Raw genomic sequence first — 10,788 nt, 5'->3', positions numbered from 1 at the left:
ACCGAATGAGTATATTTTTTTGCAAAACGGTAAATGAAACGAGTTTCCATTAACCGAATGAGCATATTTTTTGCAAAACGGTAAATGAAACGGTCTTACATTACCGACTGAACATAATTTTTGCTATTAGGCCAATCTAGAGTGGGTAATTTCTAGGTTGGCCTACTCTTTTGTCACAAAAATCATATCTTAAATACATGCCGCCCAATCACTAGAGTTGTCGCTCTTGAATCGAGCCAACGGCTAGTAGCAATGGCGGGATTGTAGAAGTATAACGAACCACCAGCCACACTTCGGCTCCCATTTAAGGCTTCATGCACAGCATTAATCGAATCCTCATCAGCGGGTTTATTTATTTGACCATTCTGAACCGGCTGGAATTGTCTCTTTTGATAAATGACCTCTTTAATTGAGTTAGGAAAGGCGGAGCTATCGACTCTATTTAGAACAACACAGGCAACGGCAACTTTTCCTTGATAGGGCTCAGTTTGTGCTTCAGCTCGAACCAATCTAGCAAGCAAATCTATTTCATAAGTTGAATATCCTACGATGATTTCCGGTTTCATTGTTGTTTCTTCTGATTTTTGTGTATCTACAATTTCCCCCACGTGAATCAAATCAAGATTTTGAATTTGTGGGTTAAGTCTTGCTAAATCTGCTAAATTAAGGCTATTATCTCTCGCAATTTTAGACATCGTGTCCCCACTTTTTACGGTATAAGCAAAGGTTGGTGAGGCAAATAAGAGTGTGGCAGCTACTGCTAGCGCGGCAATTAGTTTTTTCATCGTTCTATTCCTCCTAGTTGATTTCTCGTAAATCGTTGATTAGTTTCTATTTCTATGAATGAATTCGATAGATTAGTATTACAGTTTCTTTACGTAGAAAAGACAACGATGTCATTTTAATAGAAATAATTGAGGGAAATGATGAATGATTATTCATTCATTTCTTTGATGTAAAATCAAGGACTAACCGGTCGAGGTTAGTCCTTTGTCTATGCATGAATAGACAGTCCCGCATCACCTAAGTCTTAAGTCCGATAGAAAAATCAAGCTCAAGCGCAATTATGAAACATGTAGAAAAAAGGTAAGATGGAATCAAGATAAGGAAAACAAATTGATTAGCGAAACAAAGGAGGAAAATATAATGAAAAAATTTGGTTTACTGTTAGCAGGTGGTCTTGCCGCCATTATTTTAATTAAAACAATTGGCCCAATGGTTGGATTACTGGTTAGTTTAGCGATTCTGTACTTCATCTTTAAACAGTTTTTAAAAACAGAATCAACAGGGATGAAAATCGGATTGATCATCATCGGCTTACTGGTTCTTTCAGCAACAATCCATCATATCCCAGCTCTTATAGGAGTAGGTGCCGCTTATGTGCTCTATCTTGTCTATAAAAATTGGATCAAAAACAAAAAAACGGCTGAAAAAAATGAAAACGATCCATTTGTAAGTTTTGAAAAACAATGGAATGACTTAAAAAAAGAATAAAATCATAAAAAGGGCAGTGATGTTGGAATCACTGCCCCTTATTTGTTTCTGCATTTACGTTAAACTTCTTCTATTCAAGATCGATAGCCGAGGTCAACTGGTCTTGATTAACATCAATAAATAAATGACCGGTAGAGGTTATGACAGCATATTGGATGTCTTTTATTTCTAGTTTTCTTTGATTTAATTGGTTAATAAGCCAAGTATTCGAATAGTGGGTATTAAAGTTCTTTTCGATTATTTTTCCATTCATAATGAGCTCTTTCGGAATTATTACATCTTTATTTTGTAGGGAAGGATTTAAATCTTGTTTTGTTGTATTTTGATATTTTGTTTTTTTCATTACAGATAATTTTCCACTCACTTCCAAGATGGCAAACTCCACTTCAATCATATCAAATATTCCCAATTCTCTTAGCTGTTGATTTAAATCGTCTAGTGTATATCTGATTTTTTCCATGTTTTTATCAAGGATTTTTCCCTTTTCAATGATCACAGTGGGTCTCCCTGATAACCATTTGCGGAACATTCTATTTTTAGAAGAAATAAGAGAAAATAAAAAAAAGATTAAAATGAGTGTAAAAAAAGCAGAGAGCATCGGCATAAAGTTTAATTTGATATCAAATCCCATGTTGGCAATAAAGGACCCAATGGTAATGGAAAGTGCAAAATTATAAAGGTTTATATGTGCGTTGATTTGTTTTCCAAACCATAAAGAACAAACCATTAAGATTAAGATGGAGACGACTGTGCGGAGAACTGTATAAACTACCTCTTCCATAACGATTCATCCTTAATATTTTGATCAATTTTATTTTCCCATACATATAGCTTAGATTTCGTTTTTTACTTTCTGCTTGATTTATTTCTATAAGTAATAAGGTTGGTTTTTAACGATGCATATGTTCCAATTGCAGCGTATCCATAAAACCAACCCATAAAAATTCCGGCAAGAAAGTTGTGTTTATGACTTATAAAAATTGAAATTCCTAACCCTAAAATGAGTGCAATGGACGGTACCAGCCATTTCGGGACTTTGAAGAAAACCTTAATGAATTGAGTTAACACTAAAATGATGGGTATAGCTAAAATTGCATCCCAAAAATTCGTTTTAATTGTAGGGAAATCCAATGATCAACACACCTTTTTAATGTAATATGTGCAGAAAACCAAAAATATATTTTGGGTTTTCCTAAAATAATACATCAGGTCTAAGATCCATTTCTGACATTGGTGAAGCGCTGAATATAGATAGGAAAGCTAGTTTTCTATTTGTACTTTAATTTGTGAAACCTGGTTATGCCCGTATCCCTTACGATTCCAGAATGCTTGATCAGGTTGTGATTGGCCAGTTGAATCGAAAGCACGTACTTTGACGGTGGACTCGTGATTTTTTTCGAAAACATGGGAAATAGACCACTTCACCCATTGGTATTTTTGGGTTGGGTTATGAAGGGAAGCAGCTTTCCAAGTTACTCCATTATCAACACTGATTTCAACAGAAGTAATAACCCCTTCGCCAGTCCAAGCTAACCCGGTTATTTCATGCTTGCCGGGTTTGAGTATTTGTCGGTCAAGAGGATGTTGAATGATTGAATTTACCCGATTAGTGGTTACAGGAAATGAATCCTTATCTTCGGATTTATGAGGATAATAGACATAGTCATCTGTCTGGAAAGGACCGGAAAAAGAATGATTGATCACATGTATCGTTTTTAACCATTTCACTGAGGCCATCCCATACCAACCGGGAACAATTAATCGAAAGGGAAAACCGTGCTTTGGACTAAGCGGTTTTTGATTATGTTCCCATGCGACTATTACATGTTGATCTAATGCTTTTTCGAGCGGAAGACTTCTTTGGAAATGAACGTGCTGTCCGTCCTTAACTCCAGAATCGTCTCCTAGAAAAACAATTTCACGTGCTCCGGTGTTCACTTCTGTAAGGGATAGGAGATAGGAGAGCGGTACACCCTTCCAATTCCCTTGGCTAAGTGCTCCCTCCTTCCATTGATCCCCAAAAACTTTTGGTTCGAAATGTGCCCGTTTGTTACCTGAACATTCTAACAAGGCTGTGATGGTTTGGGAGGGCATGGATGTGATTTGACTGTAATGGAATATGAGAGGATTTTTCACAGAGCCTGTGATGGTAAGAAAAAATGGCTGGATGGGAAATTTGGGATAGGGAAAATGATTTCGTCGAAAAGTTAATGATCTTGGCGTTATCTTTTCCTCCAGAAAATGAATAGGAGTCTCCTGATTTTCAGGAAGTAAACTTTTTGCGATCAGGTGCGCTTTTGTCTTCAATCCACGGTCATGATGATTCAAATAAAACACTCCTTTCCATAATAAAAGTGTATTGGATCAATAAGGATTTTATCCTAATTCCTTTTTCAAATAAAAAAAGCATTTAAGGAAAAGTTCCATAAATGCTTTCTTCAACCTTTTAATTGGGGGTGATTTTTTGAACGCGACCAATCTGGCCATCTGTCAGCCTAACTTTGATACCATGGGGATGGGTGCTAGAATTGGTAAGAATATCTTTCACAATTCCTCTTGTAAGCTTTCCCGTCCTTTGGTCCTTTTTTAAAACAATTTCAACTGTTAGGCCCGGTACTATGTCCTTCCGATTTTGCCCGTTCATTAGGTACCCATTTTTCTGCGGGTATTGCTTGGTTTCTTTGATTGCTGACTCTTTAACTTTTTGGTTGAAAGATTGGCATTCGTATTTCCATTACCAGTGGAGGCTTGGTTCTTTTTGTTTGCTAATTGCTGCTTCATGGCCTCTTGTAAGCTGATTTTCTTCTTTCCCTCTTCGGGTTGTTGATTCTCAGTCATAGAAAATATCTCCTTTTTTGAATATGTTAGTTTAATTTAGTATAAACTATTTTTGGGATAAGATAAAGAAGAGGTGATGGAATGACTACTGCAAAAGTTGGCGATGTTATTTCCTTTAAACGGGAGGGGAACTCCTTTGAAGGTGAGGTTTCTGCCATTAGAGAAAATTCTGTTATTGTTCAATACGGGTTTTCAAAAGATAAGGGCGAACCACTTATAACCATTGTGAATCATAAAAATTACAAAATAAAAAATTCCAAGTAAAAACAGGCACCATCCTGAAATAGGATGGTGCCTGATGCTGCTCGATTTTATACCGCCCTATCGCTTGAGTGCTTTGTTCCTTGCCGGGTTTCTTTAATAGAAATAACTCCCATCAAGCCAATAAGGGAAAAGACGACAGGAGTGATAAAGCCGTAAAAATAACCCACACCAATACTGCCTGGAGCTGCAGGGAAATGGTCTAATACCATTCCAAAAATGCTCGGTAGAAGGACGGCGCTTAAAAAACCCCCAGTATTTGCAACCCCCGTGACAACACCGGAATCTTTTATAGAGAAGGATTGGCGAACGAAGGCAAAGGTTAAAGCACTTGCTCCATAGCCAAAGCCAATGATAAAAAATAGTATATATAGCGTGAAAAATGGCGGCTTTCCACTAAATAAAAGAAAGGCGACCCAACTCAATAAAATTGTGAGATGAACAATCGCATATTGCCGTTTAATCGTTGCCAACACACTTGAAATCCAACTTGTTAGGGGAGCACCAATAAGTGCACCGATTAGCCCAATCATAATGAGCTGACTTGCATCTGAACGGGTCATACCATACACCTGGATTCCATAAGGAACAGCCCACGAACCGATAAATCCTACATACGCACCGACAACACCAAAGTGACAAAAGAATAGAGCCCATGCCTGCCGATTGGAAAATATTCGCCGTAGTAAAATAAGTGGTTTTTCACGATGAATCTCTTTTTTTCCTGTAATCGAATTGGTGGGGAAAAATTGCTTTGGTTTTTTTATAAGTACAAAATAAAGAAGAAGTCCACACAGACATAACATCATTCCTACTGAAAAAAATGCTGCCCTCCAGCCCAATAGCGCAATCCAAGCTGAAAAAGGAACGGTTGCCAACAGGAATCCTAGACTCCCAGTCATACCTGCTAGGCCAATTAATTTGACAAACTCCTTCACTTTAAACCATTGGCTTAAAATTAACACCAGATTAACCCAGATGGTTGCGTCCCCGATTCCCGTCAGTAATCTAGCGAGAAAAAGCATCAATTCATTCGTACCAAGACTATAAATTAGCGTCCCTATACCAGTAAGTATTGCTCCTGAAATAAGAAAGATATTGGGACCATACCGATCTGCCAAAATGCCAAAGGGAATCTGCAAACCAGTATAGGCAAAAAATTGGATACTTGTCAGTAATCCGATGGTGGATGCAGTCACATTAAAATCCCTCATAACCTGGTCTGTAATTAATCCCGGTGCCGTTCTTTGACTCGCCATTAAAAAATATGTAAACAATACAGAAGCAAAAACAACCCATCTAAACCCACTATTTTGTTTGTCCATTGATTTCTACCCCTGTCAGCCTTTTACTCTTATATATATGGATTTCCCTTTCACTGTAGAAATGCCGATTTTAAAAAGAATCTTTTGTTATAAGCTTTTGGGAATTAAGCTGATAGGTAAATTGAATTGGAATTCCGACAAAAATTGCAGCAATTCCATTCATACAAAAAGGGGAAATAATCATATTTAACAAAGGGAAGAACGATGGGTGTTGGACCTGACCTAAAAGTGGCTTGTTATCGTGTCTTTGGCCCAACCGGTGAAGCTTCTACTGCCGATATCGCAGAGGCTTTAATGACTGCTACAGATGATAACGTCGATGTAGTCAATATGTCATTAGGCGGCTATGATTGGTACCAGGATCCGGAATATGCAACAAAAGACGTTGTGGCAGATGTGCAAATGTTTAATCGAGCAATTAATTATGCTATCAAAAAGGGAGTTACCGTTGTTGGTTCTGCAGGGAATAATGCCGTGGATATTAGCAGCCCTGGAAAACTTTCCGGCGATGATAAGGGTGCTACGCACAGAAGTCCGAGCAACCAGAACATGAATTTTAAAATCTGGTGAAGATGTATTCAAACCAGGGTATGATGAAAAGTCCGGTCAAGGATTAATTAATGCGGTTAGCGCGTTGAAATAAGGTTAAAAAAAGTGTTGGGTACCCTCAGAAATATTGGAGGGTGCCTGGCACTTTTTTTTATAAAAATATATTCAATAAATACTGGAAATCTATTCTATTGTGTTATATAATTACAATTAATTAACTAAGCTGTTATATAACAAACCAACTAATAATAAACTAGTAAAGAAAAGGGGTATGATGACATGCTGAAAATTGACTCAATTGCACGGAGAATACTAGGTTGGAAGTTAAATAGATGGGATCGATGGTATGACTATGAAAAAGGAATATTTATTCATGAGTCTGATTTTCAGCCAGAGCAAAACATCAATCATGCGATGCTTATTGTAAGGCGGTTGGAAGAGTTAGGATTTACCTATACAACAAAAGACTTTTCCAAAATTTGCTTTAACGACATTTGTGCATCCGGTGAGACATTGGCACAAGCGATTACGAATGCCGCCTACTCAATCGTCGAATTAAGTTCAATTCCAGATAACACAAGAATAGCGCAGAAATTATGCTAAAACTACATTTCATAAGCAAACAGGAGCTTCACCCAATGGGGAAGCTCCTTTCCTTGATTTTCTCAATAAAATGATAAAAGGTTTATTCCTTCAATTCCTTAAGTATTTCTTTAATGTAATAAGAAGGGATTGCCGCACCTATAATTTCTTTTGTCTCCATTTCAGGGTTTTGCAATGTAGCAAAAATGACACCTATTACTTCGCCATTTTGATTAAGCACGGGGCTCCCGCTATTCCCTTTATAAATCGGTGCTTCGATCATCATAACCGGAACATCCCAGCCATTTAACATGACCTTCCCAACAATTTTTCCTTCATTGGCGATTTGGGTAAAGGCTAACGGATTCCCAATGAATATTATTTTCTCGCCTTCCCTTTTTTCCCACTCTTGTTCAACATCCAGTGGAAGGACAGGGAGGTTATTTGCCTCAATATCGACAATTGCAAGATCTAGTTCCGAATGTTTAGCGATGACCTTCCCTGCAAAGGATTCTCCTGTTCCAAAATGGACGTTCACACTATTTGTATTTTCAACAACATGTGCGTTTGTCACAATTAATCCATCGGGTGCGATATTAAATCCCGTTCCCTTTACCCCGCCCCATTCAAGAGTCACAACGGCTTTTTTGTATTCTGTGACTTCCGATTTCTTAGATAAACGATTTGACACTTCAACAAAGCGGATTGCTGGGATATTAAAAATATCAAACCACATCCCTAATCCGCTAACTAACATAGCAAAAACAAGCAGTGAGCTAATCATTTTAACGATGAATTTTTTCCGCTTTTTTCTCTGTACTTTTTCTAATTCCCATTCTTTTTGCTCAATTTCAGTGAAAAAGGATTCCAGATCCATTTCTTCATCTCTAATTTCGTGGTTAACATCTTGATCTTCTTTCTCCACCTTATCACCCTCATAAATACACAATATAGTCTCATTATAACGAAATTTATATGCACATTTACCACGAATTCTATAAGAAAAACAAAAAACGCCTGAAAATTGGCGTTTTATGGAGTGATAGAACTAAATTAGCATTTTTTCCACTTCCAGAGGGTGAAGAGCATTGGTGGAATGGATGTAAATAAACGCATCATATCGAGCAGACATAACCGATGGTACATAGTTTCCGAAATGTTCATAATTGGGATCATAAACGACTCCAATTGCTCGATGACCAATCCTCTGCGAAAAATCATGGCGGTTTTTTTCATTAAAAATAAGTATTTTGTCGTGCGGGCCTGCCTTAAACATTAAATCCTCCCAACTACCTTTTTGGGCAGGTGGTACGATCATTCTTTCAAAATTCACACCCCATGCTTCGGAAGCTATAACCGTGCCCTGATGGGTTCCAAATCCAACAATAAATACATTTTCAATTCCTTCTTGCTCTCTTAAGAGTTGCCCGACATTTACCATACCACCATCGGCCATGTCTGTAGCTCTTGCATCGCCAACATGTGTATTATGTTCCCAAATGATTCCTTTTGCATGATCACCGTAATAGGAACTGATTTTTTGAATCACCTCCACCATATGCCGATCACGAATATTCCAAGATTCTTGATCATTCATGACCATTGTTCGATAATAATTTTCTGCATTTGCCGTGATAATGGCATTTACTTCGAGGTTTAAGTGACTTTCTTCCTCATTCGAATATTTATTTTTGTTGAGCGTTATATCGGTAAGCAGTTTAATAACCTCGTCATGGCAGCCCTCGGCGTAAAAGGAAGCAGATACACCATACATTTGGGGTTCACGGTTAAATGGTTCAAAACAGGCAAATGCTTTTTTTGCCTTCTCAATATCAGGGGAGTTTATTTTTTCCAAATAGTTAATGATCTCATCCATTGATTCCCATAAACTATATACATCAATCCCGTAAAATCCAACTTTCAGATTATTAGTAAGCTTTTGATTATGTATCTTTAACCATTCAATTAGGTCAATGATTTCTTCATTAGCCCACATCCAGGTTGGCCAGCGGTTAAATGCTGTTAAGACCTCTCGGGCATTTGTATGGACATTATCATAACCTTTAACATACCGGTTAACTTGTTGACACGCAGGCCAGTCACCTTCTACTGCAATATAAGTAAACCCTTTTTCTTCAATTAATCTTTTAGTGAGTTCTGCTCGAACCTTGTAGAATTCAGATGTCCCATGAGAGGATTCTCCGAATAAAACATAATTAGCCTGATTAATCTCATTAATTAGCGAATTATAATGATCAGCCTCATGTAGTGGAATGGCATTCTTTTTAATCGACTGAATTAGGTTATCAATCATTTCTTGTCCCTCGTTTGTGTTGTTTTTTTTATTTGTACAAAGTACCATTGGTACGGGAATAAAAGATGCGATTGGCTATAATGATTAATGTCCTCCATTTGAATTTGTTTTAGCCGGTAGAATTGATGGAAAAGTTTTAAAAAGATTTTGAGGCAAGAGAACCGTCCCCTGCTTCCATCTTGACCCTGCTGAAGTAATACGTTAAAGTGGTGGTGGCAGGAGGGGATAGGCATGGAATTTAAACCGAGAGCAATTTTTTTAGATATGGATGGGACGATTTTAAACCATCAAAATGAGGTAAGTATACATATAAAAAAAATGATTGATGAATTACGAAAGAAAGGGTATTTTGTTTTTATTGCTACAGGCAGAGCATTTGATGAAATAGAACCAATGGTGCCGCCTGGATTTCAAGTTGATGGAGTCGTTACTTCAAATGGTATGGCGGGATATGTTGATGGCGAAATCGTATTTAAACATACACTTCCGCTTGATTTGGTGGAAACTATTATAAAAAAAGCAAGAGAACATAAAGTATATTATGAACTTTTTCCATATGGAACTTCTCGAATCACACTAAAGCAAGATCAAGCCTATGTTAAGGCTGAAATAAGAGATCCTAAGCCGGAAAGTGTTGGGTTGAATGAGTGGCTTTCACGTAAACAAGCGATTAAAGAAGAAATTGCTTGGAAAGATCATATAGAAGGAAATGAATTCTCCAAATTTTATTTTTTTGCCAGAACAAAAGAACATATCAATAGCTGGAAAAAAGACCTTGAACAATTTAAGAAGGAAGTAGATTTTACTATCTCGATTTCTTCTGAACACAATGTCGAGGTGATGGTCGCAAACGTAAACAAAGCAACCGGAGTCCAACAGATGTTAAATCACTTTGGTTTGTCTCTGAACGAAACACTGGCTATTGGCGATAGTGACAATGATTTGCCAATGCTAAGACTTGTTCATTACGCTGTCGCGATGAAGAATGCACCCGATCGCATTAAAGAAATAGCCGATGACGTAACGGATTTCACATGCGATGAAGACGGGGTTTACCATTATCTGAAATCAAAATTTGCAGAAGTAATCTTATAATGCAAGCGGAGTGGGGGAGTGTTAAAAATGATTAGGGTCGTAGCGAAAGGCAGATTAAAACCAGGTGTAAGGGTTGAAGACTATGTAATACTGGCTAAAGAACTTGTTGCAGAAACGCGAAAAGAAAAAGGCTGCCTATCATATGCACTTCATGAAGAGATTAACGATCCTGCGATCCTTACCATGATTGAAGAATGGGTGAATGAAGAGGCTTTGGAACAACATAATCAAAGTGTACATGTGTTAAAGATTGTTCCTGAGCTTAGGAAATTACGAGAGAGTATTGAGGTCAATATTTATAGAGAAGTGAATTAATTCATTCAGGTACCG

15 protein-coding genes are annotated in these 10,788 nt (G+C 37.5%); 6 read left to right on the top strand and 9 right to left on the bottom strand.

Features of this window, described 5'->3' with window-relative positions:
* Nucleotides 1-182: 182 nt before the first annotated feature.
* Nucleotides 183-785 carry a cell wall hydrolase gene (locus BABA_RS24670; protein ID WP_007088000.1) on the bottom strand — a complete coding sequence of 201 codons (603 nt, stop codon included), beginning with the start codon at nucleotides 783-785 and terminating at the stop codon, nucleotides 183-185.
* 361 nt (nucleotides 786-1,146) lie between these two features.
* Between BABA_RS24670 and BABA_RS24665 the strand changes: the two genes are divergently transcribed.
* Nucleotides 1,147-1,494, top strand: coding sequence for a lmo0954 family membrane protein (locus BABA_RS24665; RefSeq protein WP_007087999.1), 348 nt, complete (start codon nucleotides 1,147-1,149; stop codon nucleotides 1,492-1,494).
* A gap of 70 nt (nucleotides 1,495-1,564) precedes the next feature.
* On the opposite strand, the gene BABA_RS24660 is transcribed toward BABA_RS24665, so the two are convergent.
* From BABA_RS24660 to BABA_RS24640, 5 genes are all read right to left on the bottom strand, one after another.
* Nucleotides 1,565-2,275, bottom strand: a complete 711-nt coding sequence (locus BABA_RS24660) for a DUF421 domain-containing protein (RefSeq protein ID WP_007087998.1) — start codon at nucleotides 2,273-2,275, stop codon at nucleotides 1,565-1,567.
* 65 nt (nucleotides 2,276-2,340) lie between these two features.
* Entirely contained in the window at nucleotides 2,341-2,625 is a 285-nt protein-coding gene (locus tag BABA_RS28245; RefSeq protein WP_007087997.1) for a hypothetical protein, read from the bottom strand.
* Nucleotides 2,626-2,754: 129 nt separating this feature from the next.
* Nucleotides 2,755-3,831: a sulfite oxidase gene (locus tag BABA_RS24650; protein WP_235749801.1), complete on the bottom strand. Its 1,077-nt coding sequence runs from the start codon at nucleotides 3,829-3,831 to the stop codon at nucleotides 2,755-2,757.
* A 109-nt stretch (nucleotides 3,832-3,940) separates the two neighbouring features.
* Nucleotides 3,941-4,138: a YwbE family protein gene (locus tag BABA_RS24645; protein ID WP_007087995.1), complete on the bottom strand. Its 198-nt coding sequence runs from the start codon at nucleotides 4,136-4,138 to the stop codon at nucleotides 3,941-3,943.
* Complete coding sequence (locus BABA_RS24640; protein WP_007087994.1) at nucleotides 4,138-4,332, bottom strand: hypothetical protein; 195 nt, start codon at nucleotides 4,330-4,332, stop codon at nucleotides 4,138-4,140. The genes BABA_RS24645 and BABA_RS24640 overlap by 1 nt, the downstream gene beginning before the upstream one ends.
* Before the next feature lie 81 nt (nucleotides 4,333-4,413).
* On the opposite strand from BABA_RS24640, the gene BABA_RS24635 reads away from it, so the two are divergent.
* Complete coding sequence (locus BABA_RS24635; protein ID WP_007087993.1) at nucleotides 4,414-4,596, top strand: DUF2187 family protein; 183 nt, start codon at nucleotides 4,414-4,416, stop codon at nucleotides 4,594-4,596.
* Between the two features lie 47 nt (nucleotides 4,597-4,643).
* Here BABA_RS24635 and BABA_RS24630 read toward each other — a convergent pair whose 3' ends face one another.
* Nucleotides 4,644-5,918 (bottom strand): MFS transporter, encoded by a 1,275-nt coding sequence (locus BABA_RS24630; RefSeq protein WP_007087992.1) that lies wholly within the window; start codon nucleotides 5,916-5,918, stop codon nucleotides 4,644-4,646.
* A gap of 204 nt (nucleotides 5,919-6,122) precedes the next feature.
* Here BABA_RS24630 and BABA_RS24625 point away from each other — a divergent pair, with 204 nt between their 5' ends.
* Together BABA_RS24625 and BABA_RS24620 are read left to right on the top strand one after the other, a co-directional pair.
* Nucleotides 6,123-6,488: a S8 family serine peptidase gene (locus BABA_RS24625; protein ID WP_007087991.1), complete on the top strand. Its 366-nt coding sequence runs from the start codon at nucleotides 6,123-6,125 to the stop codon at nucleotides 6,486-6,488.
* Between the two features lie 258 nt (nucleotides 6,489-6,746).
* A complete protein-coding gene (locus BABA_RS24620; RefSeq protein ID WP_007087990.1) occupies nucleotides 6,747-7,070 on the top strand; it encodes a BC1872 family protein in 324 nt (107 codons plus the stop codon).
* A gap of 82 nt (nucleotides 7,071-7,152) precedes the next feature.
* Here the strand turns inward: BABA_RS24620 and BABA_RS24615 are convergent, their stop codons facing one another.
* The gene (locus BABA_RS24615; RefSeq protein ID WP_007087989.1) at nucleotides 7,153-7,974 is read right to left on the bottom strand and encodes a S1C family serine protease; all 822 of its coding nucleotides are present in this window, start codon (nucleotides 7,972-7,974) and stop codon (nucleotides 7,153-7,155) included.
* A 123-nt stretch (nucleotides 7,975-8,097) separates the two neighbouring features.
* Entirely contained in the window at nucleotides 8,098-9,363 is a 1,266-nt protein-coding gene (locus tag BABA_RS24610; protein ID WP_007087988.1) for an erythromycin esterase family protein, read from the bottom strand.
* A 231-nt stretch (nucleotides 9,364-9,594) separates the two neighbouring features.
* Between BABA_RS24610 and BABA_RS24605 the strand changes: the two genes are divergently transcribed.
* Nucleotides 9,595-10,458 (top strand): Cof-type HAD-IIB family hydrolase, encoded by an 864-nt coding sequence (locus tag BABA_RS24605; protein WP_007087987.1) that lies wholly within the window; start codon nucleotides 9,595-9,597, stop codon nucleotides 10,456-10,458.
* A 27-nt stretch (nucleotides 10,459-10,485) separates the two neighbouring features.
* Entirely contained in the window at nucleotides 10,486-10,773 is a 288-nt protein-coding gene (locus tag BABA_RS24600; RefSeq protein ID WP_007087986.1) for a putative quinol monooxygenase, read from the top strand.
* Nucleotides 10,774-10,788: the final 15 nt, after the last annotated feature.

The organism is Neobacillus bataviensis LMG 21833 (assembly GCF_000307875.1).
Taxonomy (GTDB): Bacteria; Bacillota; Bacilli; order Bacillales; family Cytobacillaceae; genus Neobacillus; species Neobacillus bataviensis.
Note: the sequence above shows the minus strand (reverse complement) of the source record. Positions and strands in the feature narration are given on the sequence as shown.

Bases quoted from the DNA above. Each gene is read 5' to 3' on its own strand.
- BABA_RS24635 (WP_007087993.1), top strand. From the start codon at position 4,414: ATGACTACTGCAAAAGTTGGCGATGTTATTTCCTTTAAACGGGAGGGG.
- BABA_RS24610 (WP_007087988.1), bottom strand. From the start codon at position 9,363: ATGATTGATAACCTAATTCAGTCGATTAAAAAGAATGCCATTCCACTA.
- BABA_RS24640 (WP_007087994.1), bottom strand. From the start codon at position 4,332: ATGACTGAGAATCAACAACCCGAAGAGGGAAAGAAGAAAATCAGCTTA.
- BABA_RS24660 (WP_007087998.1), bottom strand. From the start codon at position 2,275: ATGGAAGAGGTAGTTTATACAGTTCTCCGCACAGTCGTCTCCATCTTA.
- BABA_RS24670 (WP_007088000.1), bottom strand. From the start codon at position 785: ATGAAAAAACTAATTGCCGCGCTAGCAGTAGCTGCCACACTCTTATTT.
- BABA_RS24645 (WP_007087995.1), bottom strand. From the start codon at position 4,138: ATGAACGGGCAAAATCGGAAGGACATAGTACCGGGCCTAACAGTTGAA.
- BABA_RS24625 (WP_007087991.1), top strand. From the start codon at position 6,123: ATGGGTGTTGGACCTGACCTAAAAGTGGCTTGTTATCGTGTCTTTGGC.
- BABA_RS24605 (WP_007087987.1), top strand. From the start codon at position 9,595: ATGGAATTTAAACCGAGAGCAATTTTTTTAGATATGGATGGGACGATT.
- BABA_RS24620 (WP_007087990.1), top strand. From the start codon at position 6,747: ATGCTGAAAATTGACTCAATTGCACGGAGAATACTAGGTTGGAAGTTA.
- BABA_RS24630 (WP_007087992.1), bottom strand. From the start codon at position 5,918: ATGGACAAACAAAATAGTGGGTTTAGATGGGTTGTTTTTGCTTCTGTA.
- BABA_RS24665 (WP_007087999.1), top strand. From the start codon at position 1,147: ATGAAAAAATTTGGTTTACTGTTAGCAGGTGGTCTTGCCGCCATTATT.
- BABA_RS24600 (WP_007087986.1), top strand. From the start codon at position 10,486: ATGATTAGGGTCGTAGCGAAAGGCAGATTAAAACCAGGTGTAAGGGTT.